Raw genomic sequence first — 21,638 nt, 5'->3', positions numbered from 1 at the left:
CGCATCGGTCTTACTTGGCAGCCTTGCGGCGCGAAGCGGCACCCAGGGCCAGCAGGCCCAGGCCGATCAGGACCATGCTGCCTGGTTCAGGCACGGCAACAACTTCCGAAGCGATCGAGTTCGATGCCTGGTTGATGGTCAGCTTGTAGGTACGGCCGCCGGTCAGGGTCACCAGGTTCGACAGGATCGTGCCCGAGCTTTCCTTGATCGAGTTTTGCGAAATGTCGCTCGAGGTCACGCCGTCGTTGATCTCGGCCGGGCTCCAGTTCATGATCGTGGTCGATACATTGCCGATCACTTCCTGCAGCGACAGCGTCCAGCTGATCGTGCCCAGCGAGGAACCGCTCACGCCATTGATCGCATTGACGAACGCGGCCAGATAGGCGTTGTAGCCGAGCGCGAATTTCGCTTGCAGTGTATTGCCGGCCGTGAAGGTGGTCACCGCGGTCGCGGAGTTGGCGATGGTCGCGTTCGCGCTGCCGGCGTTACCTGGCGACATCACGGACGAATCGGCACGGGTCAGGCCGTTGGCGCCCGTCACGCCCAGCGCGGTGCCGGCGATGTACATGTCACCCATGGCGTAGTTGCCGTTCGGTGCAGGAATGTGGGCCGTGAAGTTGTTTTCCATGCCGCCCGGGTAGTTACCTGCTGGCATAGCAGCGCAGGAAGGACCCGCGCAACGGTTCTTGACGTCGACCGTGCCACCGATGGTGGTGCTGAAAATGTTGCCCAGGCCGGCGCCGGTACCTTGCGCATTGTTGAAGTTCGAATTCGCGGTACCGGTGCGGTTTTCGTTCTGGATCACGATGCCGTTGGTCACTGGCGCGTTGTTCGCGTTCAGGATGATCAGGCCGGTGATGGCCAGGTCGGCCATGCCCATGGTCGCTGCCGATACTGGGGCGACGACGAACGCTGCGGAAACGGCTGCTGCAGCGAGGTATTTTGTCAGTTTCATATGTACTTCTCCCGGATTATGTTTGTTGTTCCTACGTGCCTCTGTGTAAGCAGGACTCGTGCCAGATAATGATCTTTGTTTTAAATCAAAGACTTAACAACTATTTTATGGCCGCTGCATGAGGGGGTGTAAGGAAAACCGACATATCGAACGCGCATCAATCTTTACGTGGAGAAATAAAAGCCTTATGAAACAGATGTCTTGCTAATAATATCGGTGGCATGCGCAGCCAGTTTCCACGGATATACAGCAAAAAGCGCGCGCCGGCGCTCCAGCGGTCGCCGCAGCTGGGGTGGTTCGGCAGCAGGGCGCGCAGGAACAGGCTGTCCATCAGGGCCAGCAGCGGCGCGCCGGGTCCGGCCGGGCGCGCGGCGGCCAGGGCCGATTCCGGCACCGGCGTGTGCAGCAGACGCGCACAGTAGCGCAGGGCATAGAACAGGGGACGGCCCAGTTCCAGTTCGGCGGCGCGCGCCGGCAGCGTTTCCCAGAATCCGGGCGTGGCGCCCAGGCCCATGAGCAGGCGGTGCAGGTCGAGCAGGTCGCGCAGGCCGTGGTCGAATTCGCCGTCGTAGAACAGGTGTACGGCGCTGTGCAGCACCATGTCGGCCGGAGCCAGCACCTGCACTGGCGCCTGACCCGGTACGGCTTTCCCTTCCGGCGCCAGGGCCACGGCGGCGGCGCGCAGCCTGGCCGGGTCGGGCCGCAGGCGCGCCGTTTCCGGCAGGATCGCGTGGTGCACATCGATTACGCTGGCGCGCCGCGCATGCTTCATCGGCGGCAATTCGTGCATCCAGGTGCGGTAATAGCGCTGGTCGTAGGCATCCTGCGCCACCGTGGTCCAGCCGTGCAGCATCAGCGCCGCTTCGACCTGGGCCAGCTGGGCCTTGGGCACCAGGATATCGATGTCGGAAAACAGCCGTCCGCGCGCCGCCGCCAGGCGCGCCATGGCGTAGGCGCCGCCCTTGAGCAGGATCAGCGGCACGCCGGTGGCAGCCAGCGCCGCGCCGATCTGCGCCACTTCGAAGCGCACCGCGTTCGCGTGGCGTTCGGCATGCACCCCGGCCCAGTCGAGGTGGCGCCTGGCCTGGGGAGGAATCGCGCCGGCCGCGCCGTGTTCGTCCAGCAAGCCGTGCAGGCTCGCTTCCAGGCGCGCGCTGGCGGCCTGGCGCAGCAGCAAGTCCCACTCGGCCAGTGTCAGGGTGGCGCCGCGCGCGGGCTGGCGCAGCAGTTGCAGCAGCAGCGGTACGGCGCTCGCGGGAACGCGGCCGGCTTGCCCTTCGGTGGGCATCACGGCGTGCCCGCGAGCTGCTCGAACACGGCGACCGCCTCGTCCAGCGCACTGTAGGTGAAATCGATGCAGCGCGACTGCCCGACCAGAGCGCCCAGGGTGGCGAAGCCGCGCGCACCCAGCACGCTGTAGTTAAAGCCGTTCTCGGCCACGCGCATGAAGGCGCGCGCGGCCGGCACCTCCAGCAGCGTGGTGGCCGCCCCCGCCGCATATTTCGGAAACACGATCCAGCCCGGGCGCGCCAGTTCCCCCGCGCGGACGATGCTGTCGGCCGGCGCCTTCAGGTGCGCCACCGTGCCCTTGGTGGTGTCGGGTACGGGGCGGCTGATCACGGCATCCGGCTGGTAGTGCCGCATCACCTCGATCGAGGCGTTTTTCAGGCTGATCGGGCGCGGCAGCGGTGCCAGCAAACCGTCGTCGGGCCGCACCAGCGCCAGTTCGTCCGACAGCAGGCGCCAGCCGCGGCTGACCAGGGCCGCGCACAGGGTGCTCTTGCCGGAGCCGGGCGGGGCCGGCAGGATGGCGGCGCGCCCATGCTTTTCGACCACGGCCGCGTGCAAGATCAGGTAGCCGTGGGCGCGGCTCGACACGCACCAGTTCATGCCCCATTCGAACATGGGAAACGCTTGCGCGGCCGGCAGCGGCAGGAAGGGCACCATGCCATCGTAGACGAAGCGCGCCAGCGGCTTGTACCAGCGCCGCAGCGATGGCGGCGGCGCGACGTCGACATGGAAGTCGGCAAAGCCATTGTTTTCCAGCAGGGGATAGTCGCCGTACAGCAGGTGCAAGCCATCGGCCACGCTGGCAAACGGGCTGTGCACGCGGGTGACGAAGGCGCCGGTCTGCAGGTCGATGCTGCCGTCGCGCAGGCGGCGGCCCAGTTCGGCGCGGCTGAGCGCGCTCAGGGTCGTCATGGATGCGCGGCGATCAGGGAAATGCCCGCCAGCTGCTCGAGCAATGCCAGGAGCGCGGGTTCGGCCTCGTCCCCGGCATCGAGGGCCAGGCGCAGGGCGCCCAGGTCGGCCGCACCGCCCTTCACGGCCAGCAGCACCGCCAGCGCGTCGGCGTCGAGCAGATGGGTGTCGCCGCTGAGGTCGTTAAACAGGACCGCTTCCTGGTCCCAGCTGTGGTACCGCAGGGATTGGCCGGGAAGGACGTGCCAGGAAAGAGCGTGCGGCATGAGGTCGGAAAGGCGGGCGCGCAAGGCGCCATCGCCGTGCAGGCTACTGATGGAAGGTGGTTTTCAGGTAAGCGACGATGTCGTCGCCATACCATTTGATGCCGGCCGTCGGTGCGTAATAGCCCAGCTTGCCGCCACCGGTACTCTGGTATTCGCGCCAGATGTTGCGCAACTGCGTTTCGGTCAGCACGGTCGAGCGCTTGGTCTGGATGTTCAGGTAGGCGGCGACCACATGGCTGGCCACATTGTGCGGATCGAGGTCTTCGCTCTTGAACGGGCCCTTGCCGCTGTTGCCGCCGTTTCTCTTGCCATTGGTCTTGAGCACGTCGACCAGGGCCAGCTCGCCCAGCGCGGCCTGGCCGGGGTTGACCGGGAAGATATCCTTGAAGTGGCGCGTGGACGTCGGCGTCGATGGCCAGCCCGCCGGATTGTTGGCGTAAAAGCCCGGCGAATTGCCGCCGCAGGTCAGGGGATTGTCGGGCCGGTGGCTCGATTGCAGGCCGTTCGACAGCGAGCCGGACGGGGATGCGCAGGTGGTGGCGGCCATGCCGGGCTGGCTGGCCAAGGTCATCAGGACCCCGGACACGCCCACGCCGGCGCGCGTGAAGCGGCGCCGCGCATTGCCCGACGCTGACAAGCCCGCTTGCGGCTGGGCTGGTTCGCCGCTGGGGCGGTCCTGTTGCTGATTGATAGTCACGTCAGTTTCCTCGAATTGAAAGGCATCGTCAGGCGATGCCCAGTCAGGCGTGCACGATACGGAGCAATCTATGCAATTTTCGTACCAATGACGCATCGCGCCATAAAAATCTGATCTAGATCAAAGGCTTGGCGGCAGAGCGTACCTATGGCCCGGCCATTGAGCGGCCCGGCCTGTAAAAAAACCCGACATCCTGTCTTTTGCGCAAGTATTCCACGACTTGGGCCCGTTGTCGACCAGCTTTGGAAGAAGGCGTGGAAGCGCGCTTAAAAGAAGCTTTCCGGAATCACCAGCACGTCGCCCGGCCGCATGTAGATATTCGCCGAAATATCGCCCTGCTTGATCAGGTCGTTCAAGCGCACGGCCAGCTTTTCCGACTTGCCGTCGACCTTGCGGATGACGATGGCTTTGTTGCCCGAGGCAAACTCCGTGACGCCGCCGACCGCGATCAGCACATCCATCAGCGACATGTCGCGCCGGTAAGCCAGTGCTTGCGGACGGGCCGCCTGGCCGATCACGCGGATCTGTTCGCTGTAATTGCCGACGAAACTGGTCACGATCACCGTCACCACCGGTTGCTGGATGTACTTTTCCAGCGCTTTTTCGATATCGCGCGCCAGGGTGGTCGAGGTTTTTCCGCTGGCCTGCAAGTCTTCCACCAGCGGGGTGGTGATCTTGCCGTCCGGACGCACCGGCACCGAGGTCGACACTTCCGGATTGCGCCACACCACGATGTTGACGCTGTCGCCCGGGCCGATCAGGTATTCATGGGCGGTGGCCGGCAGCGGATCGGGTACCACGGTCGAGACCGGGGAAGCGCAGCCGCCCAGCAACAGGGCGGTCAGCGCCAGTGCGCTGCCGGCTAGCCATTTCATCGTATGCGATTTGAACGTGTTCACCTGATTTTCCTTTATGCGGACGGCGCCGGTATTGAAGTACTGTAATGCAATTTTAATTACAACAGTTTCTATTTTAGCATGAAGTTTTTCAAGCGAAAGGACAGGCGCTATTTTTGTCCTGGCGGTGTTGTTTGTTGTAACAGGGCGCGTACATGGCTGACCGGGATCGCATAACTGATCCCGCTCGGGTTGGTGATCGCATTTTCCTTCAAGCCCTTGACGAACACCATATTGAGCACCGCCAGCACATGGCCGGTCTCGGGATCGTAGACCGGGCTGCCACTGTTGCCGGGATAGGCCGTGCCGTCGAGCTGGTAGATGGGGGAGGGTGCGCGCGCCAGTTGCGTGATCGCCCGCGCATCGAGCTTGCGCGAACTGACCGAGGGCATCACCAGCGGGGTGATGGCCGACAGCATGGCGCGGTGGGTCACCGGATGCAAGCCGAGCACCATGCCGAGCGGGAAACCGGTAAACGCCAGCGCCTGGCCTTCCTCGATACCGGCGCCGTCGCCCAGGCGCAGGGCCGGCATGGGCGCTCCCGCCAGGCGCAAGTGGGCCAGGTCGTGCAGGCGGTCGAGCGCGGCCAGCTTGGCCGGCCGGAAATCGACCTTGTCGCCGCGCGCGATGACGATGCCGAGCGTTTCATTGCGCTCGCTGTCGAGCGTCTCGGGAATGCCGTGCGCATTGGTGACCACGCTCAGGCCGTCGCCGGTGACGAAACCGGTGGCCACGAACACGATCGCCGGACTGCGGGTGGGCTGATAAGTGCCGATTCCAACCACGGAGGGCTTGACCGACTGGATCACTTGGCCGAAGCTGGCGGCCCCGGCCGGAATATTCAGCAGCAGCGACCACCCGGTCGCCGCCGCGAGGGTCTTGCAGAGGTACAAAAGAGGGGAAGTAGCCATGCGCCGACAGTACCCGATTGGCGAGCGCGCAACAACTAGTTTCATTCGCGCAAAGCACGCCACCATGGTCACTTCGCCACTGTTGTAAATTCAGCTTTGCGGGCACGGTTTTCCTCCTTTTTTACGGGGCGATGTGCGAAACTCTTTGCGAGGGGCAACAGGATTAGTCGACTTGTCATGGAATACACGAGTGGTGCCGTAAACAATTGTTGAATGCATACTTTCGTTAGCGAATTTACTATCAGCAAGCAACGGATTTCCTGTATCATATGATTATTAATCAATGCCTTGGAGCAATTCATTGGTAAGCTCCCTGAGCTGCCGCAACGAATTGCTTTTTGTGCATCCGACAACACTTTGGCTGGCGCTTTGCGGCACCGGGCGTGCCGCGTCCGTGTGCAGAGCTGCCGGCCTGGGCCACCCTTTTATGGCGAGATTGACGAGATGGCAGAACTGCAGGCCCTACTGACGAACTTCCTGAAAGCGATCTGGAAATACCGCTGGTATGCGGTCGTCATTTCCTGGATCGTGGCCCTGGTCGGCTGGGCAGTCGTGTACCGTCTCCCCAATGAATACCAGGCGTCGGCGCGCGTGTACGTCGACACCCAGAGCATCCTGCAGCCGCTGCTGGCGGGCATGACCAGCGTGCCGAACGTGGACCAGCAGGTGGCCTTCATGCGCCGCACCCTGATCAGCCGTCCGAACGTCGAGCGCGTCATGCGCATGGTCGACCTCGACATCAAGGCGTCCACCCCCAAGGAAAACGAAAAGCTGGTCGACGACCTGATGGCGCAGATCAGCATCGGCGGCACCGAGCGCGACGACATCTACACGATCTCGTACAAGAATTCCAATCCCAAGCTGGGCAAGGATATCGTGCAGTCGCTGCTGACCATTTTCGTCGAAGGCAGTTTCGGCGGCAAGAAGCAGGATTCCGAAAAAGCCGTGCAGTTCATCGACGACCAGATCAAGAATTACGAAGAAAAGCTGGTCCAGGCCGAAAACGCGCTCAAGGAATTCAAGATCAAGCACCTGGGCATGCTGCCGCGCGGCGGCGGGGGCGACTTTACCGCCAACATGACCCAGATCGAAGACTTGCTCAACCAGGCGCGCCTGGAACTGACCGAAGCCGAGCAGGCGCGCAACGCCATCAAGCGCCAGATCGCCGGCGAGGAACCGGCACCGCTGACCGCTCCGGAAGCATCAAGCGTCGCCAATCCCGAGCTCGACGCCCGCATCGCCGCCCTCAACAAGAACCTGGACAGCCTGCGCATGCAGTACACCGATGCCCATCCGGACATCGTGTCGGCGCGCCGCCTGATCGCCCAGCTGGAAGCGCGCAAGCTCGAAGAAGCCAAGCGCAACAAGCGCAACAACGACCCCGGCGCCAACTACAGCCCCATGCTGCAGCAAATGAACGTGGCCCTGTCGGTGGAAGAAGCGCGGGTGGCCTCGCTCAAGGCCCGCGTGGCCGAATACGGATCGCGCGCGGCGCGCCTGCGCTCGCAGAGCACCAACGCGCCCGAAGTCGAGGCCCAGCTGGCCCAGCTCAACCGCGATTACCTGATCAACAAAGAGAACTACGAAAAACTGGTCGGACGGCGCGAAGCGGCCAAGCTGTCCGGCGACCTGAGTTCGGCCACCGACATGCTGACCTTCCGTGTGATCGACCCGCCGACCGTGCCGTCGACCCCGTCGGGACCGAACCGCCACCGCCTGTTCTCGTTCGTGTTCGCCGCCGCGCTGCTGGCCGGCCTGGGCGTGGCCCTCCTGATGAGCCAACTGCGCCCGACCTTCATGAGCCAGGGCACCCTGCGCGACGTCACCGGCATTCCTATCCTGGGCAGTATCAGCATGAACTGGACCAACGAACAGAAGGTCATGCGCACCAAGCGCCTGTACGCCTTCGGCGCGGCGGTGATCGTCCTGTTCGGCGCCTACGGCGGCGTGATGGCGGCCCTATTTGTACGACCGCTGCTCTGATGCGGCCTTCACTGGAGAGAACAGCGTGAGCATTATCGAAAAAGCGGCCAGCCGCATCGAAAACAAGAAGGGCGAGGCGCAGGGCGCGTTGGCCGGCGCCGCGCGCCAGGCCGACAGCCTGCCGCCAGCGCCGCCTGCCGCCGTGCCGGACGCTGTGACGACGGCGACTGCGGCCACGCCAGCGCCGGCAGCGGCGCCCCTGCACGCGCCGCGCCGCACCACCAACCATGTCGAACTCGATCTGGAACGCATGCACGGCATCGGCCTGGTGACGGCCGCCGGCGGGCGCACCACCCTGGTCGAGGACTTCCGCATCATCAAGCGGCCCTTGCTCAAGCGCGCTTTCGCGGCGCGCGCGCCCGGCGACAAACCGGGCAACCTGATCATGGTCACCAGTTCCCTGCCGGGTGAAGGCAAGACCTTTTGCTCGATCAACCTGGCCATGAGCATCGCCATGGAACTCGATCACACGGTGCTGCTGATCGACGCCGACGTCGCCCGTCCCTCGGTGCTGCGCACGCTCGGCCTGCCGGCCCACCGCGGCCTGATGGACCTTCTGCTCGACGATAAGCTCGATATGTCGGATGTCATGCTGCGCACGAACGTCAACACCCTGAGTATCCTGCCGGCCGGCAGCAACAACCCGCGCGCCACCGAACTGCTGGCCAGCCAGGCCATGAGCACCTTCGTCTACGAAATCGCCAACCGCTACCCCGACCGTGTCGTCATTTTCGATTCGCCGCCGCTGCTGCTCACCAGCGAAGCGCACGTACTGGCCAGCCACATGGGCCAGATCGCGCTGGTGGTCGAAGCCGAGGGTACGACCCAGCACGCGGTCAAGGAATCGCTGCGCCAGCTGGAAGGCTGCAGCAATGTGAACCTGATCTACAACAAGACGCGCGAATTCCCCGGTACCGAGACGTATGACTACCACTATGGCTAAGCGTGCGTCCGGACGGCGCCGCGCCGCGGTCGTTCCCGTGGCGCTGGCGGCCCTGCTGGCCGCGCCGCTAGGGCGCGCCGCCTGGAAGTTCACGCCCACGCTCGACCTGCGCGAGACGTTCACCGACAACGTGGCGCTGACCCGCGCCGACCAGGCCAAAAGCCGCTTCGTGACCGAACTCACGCCCGGCTTCACCTTGCTTAACAAAGGCCCGCGCCTGAAACTGTCGGCCAACTACCAGCTGCACTACTACGCCTTCGACGACGACGATGTGGAAGGCGTGCGCCACGCCCAGTCGCAATTGCGGACGGCGGCCAGGGCCACCGTCATCGACGACCTGCTGTTTGTCGACGCCGACGGCGCCATCGGCCAGCAAGCCGTGTCGGCCTTCGGCCCGCAGGTCAACAGCAACGGCTACGCCACGGCCAACCGCGCCAACGTCAAGACCTGGCGCATCAGCCCTTACATGCTGCAGCGCTTCGGCAGCACGGCCACGGCGGCGCTGCGCTACACCCACGATTCGGTCGACGCCGGGCGCATCGGCTTTGGCGACAGCACCAGCGATGTGCTGATGATGAACCTGAACAGCGGGCGCACCTTCCGCCGCGTCGGCTGGGGCGTGCAGTACAGCCAGCAGCGCGTGGACGACAGCATCGCGCCCAAGTCGAACGTCAAGATGGTCAACGCGAATGGACGCTACCGCCTCGGCCAGGAATTGAACCTGACCGCCAGCGCCGGCTACGACGAATATGATTACCAGTCCGGCGGCGAGCCGACAAAAGGCCGCTTCTGGCAGGGCGGCATAGAGTGGACCCCGACTTCGCGCACCAGCCTCGTGGCCGGCGCCGGCAAGCGTTACTACGGCAATACCTACAACCTGCAGGCGCTGCACCGCAGCCGCCGCTCGGTCTGGAGCATCAACTACAGCGATTCGGTGACCACCACCCGTTCGCAGCTGCTGCTGCCGGCCACCATCGACACGGCCTCGATGCTGGACCGCCTGTTCACCGCGCAGATTCCCGACCCGGTGGCGCGCGCGCAGGCGGTCGACGCCTACATCCGCGCCACCGGCTTGCCGGTCGCGCTGGCCGACAGCATCAACTACTTCAGCAACCGCTACATCCTGCAGAAGCAGTTCCAGGCTTCGGTGGCGCTCAACACGGCGCGCACCACCCTGATCCTGAGCGCGTTCGATAACCGGCGCGAAGGCCTGTCGCTGATCCAGACCGACAGCCTGCTCACCGGTCCGGCCAGCGCCCGCATCAACGACGACACCACCCAGCGCGGCGGCAGCGCGCTGTGGAACATGCGCCTGACCTCGCGCAGCGGGATCAATGCATCGTGGACCACCTCGCGCACGCAGTCGCATGCCACCGGCTTGTCGAGTAAGAATGCAGCCTTGCGGCTGGCCGTGACGCGCCAGTTTTCGCCCAAAGTGCGGGGCGCTTTCGAAGCGCGCCGCGTGTCCGGTACCACGACCGACCAGGTCGCGTCGTACCGCGAGAACGCCTTGTCGGCCTCTCTGTCCTTACAGTTCTAGCGGAATCGAGTCAGCGATGTATGAAACCTATTATGGGCTGAGCGACAAGCCCTTCCGGCTGCGGCCGGACCCCCATTTTTTCTTTGCCAGCAAAGGCCACAAGCGCGCCATGGCGTACCTCGAGTACGGCCTGTCGCATGGCGAAGGCTTTATCGTCATCACCGGTGAAGTTGGCGCCGGCAAGACCACGCTGGTGCGCAACCTGTTCAAGCAAATGCCGTCCGAGCAGATCGTCGCCGCCCACATCGTCAACACCCATCTCGATGCCGACGACACCCTGCGCACCGTGGTCGCCGCCTTCGGGCTGCCGTATGAAAACGCCAGCAAGACCGCGCTGCTCGAGCGTCTCGAACAGTTCCTGCTCGCCTGCGACCAGGAAGGCAAACGCGCCTTGCTGGTGGTCGACGAAGCGCAGAACCTGACCCCGCGCGCGGTCGAGGAACTGCGCATGCTGTCGAACTTCCAGACCGACGACAAGTCCTTGCTGCAAACCTTCTTGCTGGGCCAGCCGGAGTTCCGCACCATCCTGCACAGCGCCGGCATGCAGCAGCTGCGCCAGCGCATCACGGCCAGCTATCACCTCGGTCCCATGGACGGCCCGGAAACCCAGGCCTACGTCGAACACCGCCTGCATACGGTCGGCTGGAAGGACGATCCCTCGTTCTCCCCCGGCGCGCACGCGGCCATCTACGACTACAGCGGCGGCATCCCGAGGAAGACCAACGCCCTGTGCGACCGCTTGCTGCTGATGGGCTACCTGGAAGAGATGCACTCCTTCACCGAAGCCGATGTGAATGAAGTGGTGCGCGACATCCGCCAGGAATACGAACTGCCGCCTGAAGCGCTGCGCGAGCAGGCTGCCGCCGCCCTGCGCGGCGTGGCCTCGATCGGCACGCTGGATAACCCGGGCTACCTCGACGAACGCATTCTCAAGATGGAAAAATCGATGGCCTCGGTGCTGTCGATCCTCAAGAAAGTCGTCAGTACCCTGCCGGCGCTTTCGCACCACGCGCAGGATCACCACCCATCGGACCATCACGAATGAACGACCGCCTGCATCCAGCCGCCATGCCGCGCGCGCTCGGCCAACCGATCCGCAATGCGATGACGATCGACGTCGAGGACTACTTCCAGGTGTCGGCGTTCGCGCCCATCATCGCGCGCGAGTCCTGGCCCGCGCGCGAATGCCGGGTTGAAGCGAACATCGAACGCATCCTGGCGATCCTGGCCGACGGCGGCGTGCATGCCACCTTTTTCACGCTCGGCTGGATCGCCGAACGCTATCCCGACATGGTGCGCCGCATCGTCGCCGGCGGCCACGAACTGGCCAGCCACGGCTACGGCCACCTGCGCGCCTCCGACCAGACCCGCGCCGAATTCGCCGACGACGTCGGGCGCAGCAAGGCCCTGCTGGAAGACATCGGCGGCCAGCGCGTGCTCGGCTATCGCGCGCCGAGTTTTTCGATCGGCACGGCCAACCTGTGGGCGCTCGACGTGCTGCACGATGCCGGCTACAGCTACAGCTCCAGCATCTATCCGATCGCCCACGACCACTACGGCATGCCGGACGCGCCGCGCTTCGCGTTCTACCCGAACGGGCCCGATGGCCTGCTCGAAGTGCCGATCACCACCGCCATGCTGGGCCAGCGCAAGCTGCCGGCCGGCGGCGGCGGTTATTTCCGCCTGCTGCCTTACAGCCTGTCGCGCTGGATGATGCGGCGCGTGAACAGCGACGACGGCCAGCCGGCGATCTTCTACTTCCACCCGTGGGAGCTCGATCCCGGCCAGCCGCGCCCCGAAGGCGCCAGCCTGAAAACCCGTTTCCGCCATTACGTCAACCTGCAACGCATGGAAGGGCGCATCAAGCTGCTCACGCGCGATTTTGCCTGGGACCGCATGGACCGCATATTCTTAGGGACTAAATGAGTTCGATTACCGACGCTGTGCAGGACCGCCCGACTACCAGCAGCGGCGCTGGCGCCACCGTGCATCTGTTGCGCGCCGGCGACGCACGCGCCATGGCGCGCTGGGATGCCTTCGTGGCCGCCTGTCCGGAAGCGACCTTCTTCCACCGCGCCGGCTGGCAAACCATCATCGACCGTGTGTACGGCCACAAGACCTGGTTCTACTACGTGGAGCAGGATGGCCAGATCGTCGGCGTGCTGCCGCTGGCCGAGATCAAGAGCCGCCTGTTCGGCCATTCGCTCGGCTCCCTGCCGTTCTGCGTGCTCGGCGGCGTGGCCGCCACGTCGGATGTCGCCCGTCCGCTGCTCGACGCCGCCGCCGACAAGCTGGCCGCTTCGCTCAAGGTCGGCCATCTGGAATACCGCAACCTGCTGCCGGCGCACGCGGGCGACCCGGCCTGGCACCAGAAGGAGCTGTACGTCACCTTCCGCAAGGCGATTACCGCCGACGACGACGAGAACATGAACGCCATCCCGCGCAAGCAGCGCGCCATGGTGCGCAAGGGGATCAAGTGCGGCCTCAGCGCCGAAATCGACCAGGGCGTGGACCGCTTCTTCATCGCCTACGCCACCAGCGTGCACCGTCTCGGCACGCCGGTGTTCCCGAAAAAGTACTTCGCGGTGATCAAGGAAGTCTTCGGTGAAGAATGCGAAATCCGCATCATCGTCAAGGATGGCGCGATCGTGGCCGGAGTGCTGAGCTTTTACTTCCGCGACGAAGTGCTGCCTTACTACGGCGGCGGCATGCCGGCCGCGCGCGAATTCGCGGGCAACGACTTCATGTACTGGAACCTGATGCAGGCCGCAGCCGCGCGCGGCGCGCGCATCTTCGACTTCGGCCGCAGCAAGCTCGGTACCGGCGCCTTCGACTTCAAGAAGAACTGGGGCTTTTCGCCCACGCCGCTGGCCTACGAATACCGCCTGTACGAGTCGACCGAACTGCCCGACAACAACCCGCTCAATCCCAAGTACCAGCTGTTCATCAAGCTGTGGAAAAAGATGCCGCTGGCGCTGGCCAATGTCCTGGGCCCGCACATCGTCAAGAGCCTGGGCTGAGCGTGGACGACCTGCTGCTGCTGATCCACCGGATTCCCTACCCGCCCAACAAGGGCGACAAGATCCGTTCGTATCATCTGCTCAAGCACCTGGCGCGCCACTACAAGGTGCACCTGGCCACGTTCGTCGACGACGCCGACGACTGGCAGCACCTGCCGCGCGTGCAGGCCCTGTGCGCGTCGAGCCACTTCGCCCGGCTCGACCCGACCATGGCGCGCGTGCGCAGCCTGGGCGCGCTGCTGGCCAACCGCTCGCTCTCGCTCGATTACTACCGCGACAAGGGTTTGCGCGACTGGGTCGCCAGCACCATGGCGGCCAACAGGATCGATCGCATCCTGGTGTTTTCCTCGCCCATGGCGCAGTATGCCGAGCCGTATCCGCAGGCGCGCCGGGTGGTCGACTTTTGCGACGTGGATTCGGACAAATGGCGCCAGTACGCCGCGCAGAAATCCGGGCCCATGAGCATGCTGTACGCGCACGAAGCGCGCCAGCTGCTGCGCTACGAGCGCAAGGTGGCGCTTGACAGCGCGGCCGCGCTGTTCGTTTCGGCGCCGGAAGCGGCGCTGTTTCGCCAGCTCGCGCCCGAAAGCGCCGAGCGCACCGGTTTTTTCAATAACGGCGTCGATACCGATTACTTCACGCCGCACGCCGATTATCCGAATCCCTTCATCGCCGGCCAGCAGGCGCTGGTGTTTTGCGGCGCCATGGATTACTGGCCGAACGTGGACGCGGTGACCTGGTTCGCGCGCGAGATTTTCCCGGCCGTGCTGGCGCGCCATCCGGCGGCGCAATTCGTCATCGTCGGCGCGCGTCCCTCGCCCGACGTGCTGCAACTGGCCGCGCTGCCCGGCGTCACCGTCACCGGCACCGTGCCCGATGTGCGCCCGTACGTCGCGCATGCGGCCCTGTGCGTGGCGCCGCTGCGCATCGCGCGCGGCATCCAGAACAAGGTGCTCGAAGCGATGTCGATGGCCAAAACGGTGGTGGTGTCGCCGCAGGCGCTCGAAGGCATCGCCGCCGAGCCGGGGCGCGACCTGCTGCTTGCCGCGGACGCGCCGCAGTTTGTTGCCGCCATCGGCCAGGCCCTGGACGCGCCACGCCCCGACATGGGCCGCGCCGCGCGCCACGCCGTCGAAACCCAGTATGGCTGGTCCAGCAACCTGGCGCCGGTTGTCTCCCTGTTAGAACACATGTCCGTCGAAAGCGCATAGTGGAACAAGGCATTACCCTCAACCCGGCGCGCCCGGCCCAGTCGTATTTGCTGCAGTCGCTCCTGATCGGCGCCGTGCTGCTGTTTCCCTTCCTCGCCTACTTCGAGACGGCGGCGTCGATTGTCAACATCTGGGACAGTTCCGGCACCTTTGCGCACGGCTATGTGATCCTGCCGATCAGCCTCTGGCTGATCTGGGGCCGGCGCGATGCGCTGCGCGCCATGCCGGTGCAGCCGTGGTGGCCCGCGCTTGTGCTGCTGGCTGGTTGCGGCGCCGCCTGGCTGCTCGGCGAAATGGGCGAAGTACAGATCGTGCGCCACTACGCCTTTGTGGCTATGCTGCCTTTGAGCGCGCTGGCGATCCTCGGTATGCCGATCGCGCGCAGCCTGGCCTTTCCGCTGGCGTTCATGCTGTTCGCGGTGCCCTTCGGCGATGTGTTCATCGAACCCCTGATCGGCATGACCGCCAACTTCACGGTCGATGCCCTGATCGCCACCGGCATTCCGGTTTTCCGCGAAGGGAACAACTTCAGTATCCCGACCGGCAACTGGTCGGTGGTGGAAGCCTGCAGCGGCGTGCGCTACCTGATTTCGTCGGTGACGCTCGGCTGCCTGTACGCCTACCTGACCTACCGCACCACCTGGCGCCGCGCGCTGTTCATCGCCGCCTCGATCATCGTGCCAATCTTCGCCAACGGCGCGCGCGCCTACCTGATCGTGATGATCGGCCACCTGAGCGGCATGACCCTGGCAGTCGGCTTCGATCACCTGATTTACGGCTGGGTGTTCTTCGGCTTCGTGATGTTCCTGCTGTTCTGGATCGGCGCCATCTGGCGCGAAGATACCGCGCCCGCCGCCGATGCGGCGGCAGCACCGGCCGTGCCGGACGCGCCGCCGGCGCCGCTGAACAAGCTGCTGCCAGCCGCGCTGGCGATCGTCGCCTGCGTCGGCATCTGGCCCGCTTATCACTACTACCTGGAAAAGACCGAGCCGGCAGCGGCGCCCGTGGTACTGACCGAAGTGGCTACCCGTGCGCCGCGCGGCCCCGCCTTTGTCGACTGGACCCCGGCCTTCCCGACAGCGAGCGCCGAACTGCAGCAGTTCCATGCGCAGGATGGCGTGGGCGTCGGCGTCAAGCTGCTGTACTACCGCAAGCCGCCCAAAGGCACCAAGCTCATTACCACCACCAACCGCCTCTCGCCGGTTGAAGATCCGGTCTGGCGCACCATCACCACCGTCGTGCGCGACGAGGCGATCGGCGAGCGCGGCCTGCGCCTGCGCGAGAGCAGCATGTCCGGCCCGGGCGGCAAGATGCTGGTGTGGCACTGGTACTGGATCGACGGCAGCACCACCAGCAACGACTACGTCGGCAAGCTGCTGCAGATCCGCCAGAAGCTGCTGCATGCCAGCGACGACGGCGCCGCCGTGATGATTTTCGCGCCCTACGATGAGAATCCGGAGCCGGCGCGGGTGGCGATGCGCGCCTTCCTCAAAGGCGACCTGGCCGCCATCGAGGCCGCGCTGGCCGCCAACACGAGGCCCAGATGACCGCGCAGGCGAACAACACAGCACCGCTCGTCGTCCACCTGATCTACCGGCTCGATTTCGGCGGCCTGGAGACCTTGCTCGTCGAGCGCATCAACCGCATGCCGGCCGCGCACTACCGCCATGCGGTGGTGTGCCTGACCGACTACACCGCGTTCGCCGACAAGATCACCAAGCCTGGCGTGGAGCTGTTCGCCCTGCACAAGCAGCCCGGCTTGTCGCCCGGTACCCACGCGGCGCTGTGGAAGCTGCTGCGCCGCCTGCGCCCGACCATCCTGCACACCTACAATCTGTCGGCGGTCGAGTACGCGCCGGCCGCCATGCTGGCCGGGGTCCCGGTGCGCATCAACGGGCTGCACGGACGTGACGCCGCCGACCCGCAAGGGCGCAACCGCAAGCACAACATGCTGCGCCGCCTGATGCTGCCGTTTTACGACTGCTGCTACGCCAATTCGGCCGACATGCTGGCCTGGAACCGCACGGTGATCGGCGTGGCCGAGAACAAGAGCCGCCTGCTGGCGAATGGCATCGACGCCGACAAGTTCAACCCGCAAGGCGGCGCGCTGCGCCAGTTCGGACCGGAGACGATTGTCATCGGCACCGTCGGCCGCATCCAGGATGTGAAGGACCATGCGACGCTCCTGCGCGCCTTTGTGCTGCTGCACGCGCGCCTGCCGCAGGTGCGCCTGGCGATTGTCGGCGGCGGCCCGCTGCTGGCGGCCCTGCGGGCACAGGCCGCACAGGCTGGCGTGGCCGATGCGGTCTGGCTGCCCGGCGCGCGCACAGACGTTGCCGATATTCTGCGCGGCTTCGATATTTTTGCGCTGTCGTCGATTGCCGAAGGCACGCCCGGTTCGGCATTGGAGGCGATGGCGAGCGGCCTGCCGGTGGTCGGCACCCGCGTCGGCGGCGTGCCGGAAGTGGTCGCCCATGGCGTGACGGGCGCGCTGGTGCCGCCGTCCGATCCGCTTGCCATGGCCGATGCGCTGGAGCGCTACGTGATGGACGCCGCACTGAGGATCGAACACGGCACCGCCGGCCGCGCACGGGTCGAGCGCCACTACAACATGGCGGCCATGGTGGCCGCTTACGAATCTTTGTACGACGCCTTGTGCGAACATAAAAAACAATTCAGGAAGAGTGCGAAATCATGTGTGGAATAGTCGGCATTTTTGATACCCGCGGTGCGCGCGAGATCGACCCGGCGCTGGTCAAGCGCATGAACGAAACCCAGCACCATCGCGGTCCGGACGAAGGCGACGTGTACACCGAGCCGGGCGTCGGCTTCGGCCACCGGCGCCTGTCGGTGATCGATATCCTGAGCGGCCAGCAGCCGATGTTCAATGCCGAAGGCAATGTCGGCGTGGTTTTCAACGGCGAAATCTACAACTACCCCGAGCTGACCGAGGAACTGCAAAAGCTCGGCTACGTGTTCCGTACCAAGAGCGACACCGAAACCATCGTGCACGCCTGGTCGGCCTGGGGCGAGGAGTGCGTGCAGCACTTTCGCGGCATGTTCGCCATCGCCGTGTGGGACCGCGTCAAGCAGACCATGTTCATGGCGCGCGACCGCCTCGGCGTCAAACCCTTTTACTACGCCGTGCTGCCGGACGGGATGTTCATCTTCGGCTCCGAGCTCAAGTCGCTGCGTGCCCACCCGGACCTGCCGCGTGCGATCGATCCGCGCGCCGTGGAAGACTATTTCGCCTACGGCTACGTGCCGGAACCGAAAACCATCTACAGCAGCGCCTTCAAGCTCTCGCCCGGCTTTTGCCTGACCGTGAAAATCGGCCAGCCGATCCCGCAGCCGCGCCAGTTCTGGGACGTGCCGTTCAAGCTGCACGGTGCCATGACCCAGAGCGACGCCGAGGGTGAGCTGGTGGTGCGCCTGCGCGAAGCGGTCAAGATCCGCCTCAAGGCCGAAGTGCCGCTGGGCGCCTTTTTGTCCGGTGGCGTCGATTCGAGCGCCATCGTGGCCATGATGGCCGGCCTGATGAAGGACCCGGTCAACACCTGCTCGATTGCCTTCAACGACAAGGCGTTCGACGAGTCGGAATACGCGGAACAGGTGGCGCGCCAGTACAAGACGCACCACCATACCGAAACGGTGGACACCGACGACTACGCGCTGCTCGACACCCTGGCCGACCTGTACGACGAGCCGTATGCCGACAGCTCCGCCATTCCGACCTACCGCGTGTGCCAGTTGGCGAGGAAGCGCGTGACGGTAGCCCTGTCGGGCGATGGCGGCGACGAAAACCTGGCCGGCTACCGCCGCTACCGCTACGCCATGGCCGAGGACAGCGTGCGTTCGCGCCTGCCGACCGGCCTGCGCAAGCTGGTTTTCGGCCCGCTCGGAAAATACTATCCCAAGGCCGACTGGGCGCCGCGCATGTTCCGCGCCAAGACCACCTTCGAGGCGCTCTCGCGCGATCTGGTCGAGGGTTACTTCCATGGCGTGTCGATCATGTCCGACGCCATGCGCGCGCAGTTGTTCACACCAAGCTTCCACAAGCAGTTGCAGGGCTACCGCGCAATCGACGTGATGCAGGGCCACGCCGCCAAGTCGCCAACCGACGATCCGCTGTCGATGATCCAGTACCTCGACATGAAAACCTACCTGCCGGGCGACATTCTCACCAAGGTCGATCGCGCCAGCATGGCGCATGCGCTCGAAGTGCGCGTGCCGCTGCTGGACCACAAGCTGGTGGAGTGGATTTCGGGCCTGCCGCCGGAAATGAAGCTGCGCGGCAGCGAAGGCAAGTACATCTTCAAGAAAAGCCTGGAGCAGTACCTGCCCAACGATATTTTGTACCGCAAGAAGATGGGCTTCGCGGTGCCGCTGGCGGGGTGGTTCCGCGGCCCGCTGCGCCAGCGCGTGCGCGATTCGCTGCTTGGCGAAACGCTCAAGGATACCGGCATCTTCAACATCGATTACCTGACCGAGATGGTCGAGCAGCACGAGTCGGGCCGGCGCGATTACAGCGCTCCGATCTGGACCCTGCTGATGTTTGAAGCCTTTTTGCGCAAAGAGCTGCTGGGAGCGGGAGCATGACGGTGGCCGGGGCTACACCGCCCGTGACGCCGTTGCGCATTCTCCATGTGCTGGACCACTCCATTCCGCTCCACAGCGGCTACACCTTCCGCACGCGCGCGATCCTGAACGAACAGCGCGCGCTGGGCTGGGACACCTTTCACGTCACCAGCCCCAAACAGGGCATGACACAGGCCGCCTTTGAGCACGTCGACGGCCTCGATTTCTTCCGCACGGCTGCGGCGGGCGGCCCGCTATCGCGCCTGCCGGTGTTCAACCAGATCGCCGTCATCGACGTGCTGGAAGACCGCCTGCTCAACGTCGCGCGCGAGGTCAAGCCCGACGTGCTGCACGCGCATTCGCCGGCGCTTAACGCGGTGGCCGCCCTGCGCGTGGGGCGCCGCCTCGGCATTCCGGTGGTGTATGAAATCCGCGCCTTCTGGGAAGACGCCGCCGTCGATCACGGCACCAGCCGCGAATGGGGCCTGCGCTACCGCATGACGCGCGCGCTGGAAACCTACGCGCTCAAACGCGTCGACGCCGCCACCACCATCTGCGAAGGCTTGCGCGCCGAGATCGTCGGGCGCGGCATCCCGGCCGGCAAAATCACCGTGATTCCGAACGCGGTCGATGTGGCCGACTTCAGCGTCGACGGTGCGCGCGACGAGTCGCTGGCCTTGCGCTTGCACCTCGACGGCAAGTCGGTACTCGGCTTCATCGGCTCGTTCTACGCCTACGAGGGCCTGGACGTGCTGCTGCGCGCGCTGCCGTCCATGCTGGCGGCGAACCCCGACATCCGCGTGCTGCTGGTCGGCGGCGGCCCGCAGGACGCGGCGCTCAAGGCGCTGGCCAAGCAGCTTGGCGTGGCCGATCAGGTGGTGTTCACCGGCCGCGTGCCGCACGACCAGGTGCAGCGCTACTACAACCTGGTCGACGTGCTGGTGTACCCGCGCCTGAAGATGCGCCTGACCGACCTGGTCACGCCGCTCAAACCGCTCGAAGCGATGGCCCAGGGCCGCTTGCTGGCCGCATCCGATGTGTGCGGCCACCGCGAACTGATCGACGACGGCCAGACCGGCATCCTGTTCGCCGCGGGCGATCCGGCCGCGCTGGCGCATAAGGTGCTGGCCCTCCTGGGCGCGCCGGAGCGCTGGGCCGCGCTGCGCGCCAACGGCCGCGCCTTCGTGGAGCGCGAACGCACCTGGACCGCCAGCGTGGCGCGCTACAAGGCGGTGTATGGCTCGCTCAAGCGCGCCGGCGACGAATGAAAATCCTGACCTTCACGACCCTGTTTCCGAACCTGGTCAGGCCGAACAACGCCATTTTTGTCGAGACGCGCCTGCGCCACCTGGTCGCCAGCGGCCAGGTGGAGGCGCGCGTGGTCGCACCGGTGCCCTGGTTTCCGTTCACGCACAAGCGGTTCGGCCAGTACGGCGACTTTGCGCGCGTGCCCGCCAGTGAAGAGCGCTTCGGCCTGCCGGTGCTGCACCCGCGTTATCCCGTCATCCCGAAGGTCGGCATGAACTTCGCGCCGGCGCTGCTGGCCAACGCGGCCAGGGCCACGGTGGGCCGCATGCTCGATGAAGGTTATGACTTCGACCTGATCGACGCCCACTATTTTTATCCCGATGGCGTGGCCGCGGTCAAGCTGGGCAAGCATTTCAACAAGCCGGTGGTGATCACCGCGCGCGGCTCGGACATCAGCCTGATTCCGAATTTCGCCAAACCGCGCAAGATGATCCAGTGGGCCGCCGCCAACGCCGCCGCCGTCATCACCGTGTGCGACGCGCTCAAGACGGAACTGGTGCAGCTGGGCGCCGACCCGGCCAGCATCACGCCGCTGCGCAACGGCGTCGACCTGCGGCGCTTCCATCAGGGCGACCGCGCCGGCTTGCGCCGCGAAATCGGGCTTGATGGCTTTACCCTGCTGTCGGTCGGCCACCTGGTTGAACTGAAGGGCCACGACCTGGCCATCGGCGCGCTGCCGCTGCTGCCCGGCGTGACCTTGCTGATCGCCGGCAGCGGCGTCGAACTGCCACGCCTGCAGGCATTGGCGCGCGAATTGAAGGTGGAGGAGCGCGTGCGCTTCCTCGGCGCCGTGCCGCAGCCCGAACTGCCGCGCTACTACGGCGCGGCCGACGCGCTGGTGCTGGCGTCGAGCCGCGAAGGCTGGGCCAATGTGCTGCTCGAATCGATGGCTTGCGGCACACCCGTGGTGGCCAGCCGCGTGTGGGGTACGCCGGAAGTGGTGGCCGCGCCGGCCGCCGGTGTGCTGATGCGCGAGCGCAGCCGCCAGGGCGTGGCCGATGCCGTGCAGGCGCTGCGCGCCGACTATCCGGATCACGACGACACGCGCCGCTACGCCGAGCAGTTCAGCTGGGACAGCACCACCGCCGGCCAGCTGCGCCTCTTTAACGCGATTGTGGGGAAGTAGCC

19 protein-coding genes are annotated in these 21,638 nt (G+C 65.3%); 12 read left to right on the top strand and 7 right to left on the bottom strand.

All coding sequences use genetic code 11. The annotated features are described in order from the left end of the window. Nucleotides 1–10 precede the first annotated feature (10 nt). The 7 genes from RBA40_RS16625 to RBA40_RS16595 all read right to left on the bottom strand — a co-directional run bounded on the left by RBA40_RS16625 (nt 11) and on the right by RBA40_RS16595 (nt 5,927). Complete coding sequence (locus RBA40_RS16625; protein ID WP_306648913.1) at nt 11–955, bottom strand: EDSAP-1 family PEP-CTERM protein; 945 nt, start codon at nt 953–955, stop codon at nt 11–13. Nucleotides 956–1,112: 157 nt separating this feature from the next. Next, complete coding sequence (locus RBA40_RS16620) at nt 1,113–2,243, bottom strand: nucleotidyltransferase domain-containing protein (protein ID WP_306648931.1); 1,131 nt, start codon at nt 2,241–2,243, stop codon at nt 1,113–1,115. Then, nucleotides 2,243–3,157 carry an HprK-related kinase A gene (locus RBA40_RS16615; RefSeq protein WP_306648912.1) on the bottom strand — a complete coding sequence of 305 codons (915 nt, stop codon included), beginning with the start codon at nt 3,155–3,157 and terminating at the stop codon, nt 2,243–2,245. The genes RBA40_RS16620 and RBA40_RS16615 overlap by 1 nt, the downstream gene beginning before the upstream one ends. Continuing rightward, entirely contained in the window at nt 3,154–3,423 is a 270-nt protein-coding gene (locus RBA40_RS16610) for an HPr-rel-A system PqqD family peptide chaperone (protein ID WP_306648911.1), read from the bottom strand. The genes RBA40_RS16615 and RBA40_RS16610 overlap by 4 nt, the downstream gene beginning before the upstream one ends. Before the next feature lie 43 nt (nt 3,424–3,466). Beyond that, entirely contained in the window at nt 3,467–4,120 is a 654-nt protein-coding gene (locus RBA40_RS16605; protein WP_306648910.1) for a hypothetical protein, read from the bottom strand. Between the two features lie 266 nt (nt 4,121–4,386). Then, the gene (locus RBA40_RS16600; protein ID WP_306648930.1) at nt 4,387–4,995 is read right to left on the bottom strand and encodes an XrtA/PEP-CTERM system exopolysaccharide export protein; all 609 of its coding nucleotides are present in this window, start codon (nt 4,993–4,995) and stop codon (nt 4,387–4,389) included. 131 nt (nt 4,996–5,126) lie between these two features. Next, nucleotides 5,127–5,927, bottom strand: coding sequence for a S1 family peptidase (locus RBA40_RS16595; protein WP_306648909.1), 801 nt, complete (start codon nt 5,925–5,927; stop codon nt 5,127–5,129). Nucleotides 5,928–6,371: 444 nt separating this feature from the next. Here RBA40_RS16595 and RBA40_RS16590 point away from each other — a divergent pair, with 444 nt between their 5' ends. The 12 genes from RBA40_RS16590 to RBA40_RS16535 are packed head-to-tail and all read left to right on the top strand — an operon-like array spanning nt 6,372 to nt 21,636. Then, on the top strand, nt 6,372–7,910 hold the full coding sequence (locus RBA40_RS16590; RefSeq protein WP_306648908.1) for an XrtA system polysaccharide chain length determinant: 1,539 nt from the start codon (nt 6,372–6,374) through the stop codon (nt 7,908–7,910). Nucleotides 7,911–7,935: 25 nt separating this feature from the next. After that, nucleotides 7,936–8,853 carry an XrtA-associated tyrosine autokinase gene (locus RBA40_RS16585; protein WP_306648907.1) on the top strand — a complete coding sequence of 306 codons (918 nt, stop codon included), beginning with the start codon at nt 7,936–7,938 and terminating at the stop codon, nt 8,851–8,853. Beyond that, nucleotides 8,846–10,393 (top strand): TIGR03016 family PEP-CTERM system-associated outer membrane protein, encoded by a 1,548-nt coding sequence (locus tag RBA40_RS16580; protein WP_306648906.1) that lies wholly within the window; start codon nt 8,846–8,848, stop codon nt 10,391–10,393. Before RBA40_RS16585 ends, RBA40_RS16580 begins: the two co-directional genes overlap by 8 nt. A gap of 16 nt (nt 10,394–10,409) precedes the next feature. Next, nucleotides 10,410–11,438: an XrtA/PEP-CTERM system-associated ATPase gene (locus RBA40_RS16575; protein WP_306648905.1), complete on the top strand. Its 1,029-nt coding sequence runs from the start codon at nt 10,410–10,412 to the stop codon at nt 11,436–11,438. Continuing rightward, nucleotides 11,435–12,319 carry an XrtA system polysaccharide deacetylase gene (locus tag RBA40_RS16570; protein WP_306648903.1) on the top strand — a complete coding sequence of 295 codons (885 nt, stop codon included), beginning with the start codon at nt 11,435–11,437 and terminating at the stop codon, nt 12,317–12,319. The genes RBA40_RS16575 and RBA40_RS16570 overlap by 4 nt, the downstream gene beginning before the upstream one ends. Next, the gene (locus RBA40_RS16565; protein ID WP_306648902.1) at nt 12,316–13,413 is read left to right on the top strand and encodes a FemAB family XrtA/PEP-CTERM system-associated protein; all 1,098 of its coding nucleotides are present in this window, start codon (nt 12,316–12,318) and stop codon (nt 13,411–13,413) included. The genes RBA40_RS16570 and RBA40_RS16565 overlap by 4 nt, the downstream gene beginning before the upstream one ends. 2 nt (nt 13,414–13,415) lie before the next feature. Beyond that, entirely contained in the window at nt 13,416–14,624 is a 1,209-nt protein-coding gene (locus RBA40_RS16560) for a TIGR03087 family PEP-CTERM/XrtA system glycosyltransferase (protein WP_306648901.1), read from the top strand. Next, nucleotides 14,624–16,171: an exosortase A gene (gene xrtA / locus RBA40_RS16555; RefSeq protein ID WP_306648900.1), complete on the top strand. Its 1,548-nt coding sequence runs from the start codon at nt 14,624–14,626 to the stop codon at nt 16,169–16,171. Before RBA40_RS16560 ends, xrtA begins: the two co-directional genes overlap by 1 nt. Further along, the gene (locus RBA40_RS16550; RefSeq protein WP_306648899.1) at nt 16,168–17,331 is read left to right on the top strand and encodes a TIGR03088 family PEP-CTERM/XrtA system glycosyltransferase; all 1,164 of its coding nucleotides are present in this window, start codon (nt 16,168–16,170) and stop codon (nt 17,329–17,331) included. Before xrtA ends, RBA40_RS16550 begins: the two co-directional genes overlap by 4 nt. Next, nucleotides 17,319–19,223: an XrtA/PEP-CTERM system amidotransferase gene (locus RBA40_RS16545; RefSeq protein WP_306648898.1), complete on the top strand. Its 1,905-nt coding sequence runs from the start codon at nt 17,319–17,321 to the stop codon at nt 19,221–19,223. The genes RBA40_RS16550 and RBA40_RS16545 overlap by 13 nt, the downstream gene beginning before the upstream one ends. A 32-nt stretch (nt 19,224–19,255) precedes the next feature. Further along, complete coding sequence (locus RBA40_RS16540) at nt 19,256–20,470, top strand: TIGR04063 family PEP-CTERM/XrtA system glycosyltransferase (RefSeq protein ID WP_306648929.1); 1,215 nt, start codon at nt 19,256–19,258, stop codon at nt 20,468–20,470. Then, the gene (locus tag RBA40_RS16535; protein ID WP_306648897.1) at nt 20,467–21,636 is read left to right on the top strand and encodes a glycosyltransferase family 4 protein; all 1,170 of its coding nucleotides are present in this window, start codon (nt 20,467–20,469) and stop codon (nt 21,634–21,636) included. Before RBA40_RS16540 ends, RBA40_RS16535 begins: the two co-directional genes overlap by 4 nt. Nucleotides 21,637–21,638 lie beyond the last annotated feature (2 nt).

It is taken from the genome of Massilia pseudoviolaceinigra (genome assembly GCF_030846505.1).
Classification (GTDB): domain Bacteria; phylum Pseudomonadota; class Gammaproteobacteria; order Burkholderiales; family Burkholderiaceae_D; genus Telluria_A; species Telluria_A violaceinigra.
The sequence above is the reverse complement of the archived record's forward strand: the minus strand, read 5'-3'. Positions and strand labels throughout refer to the sequence as shown.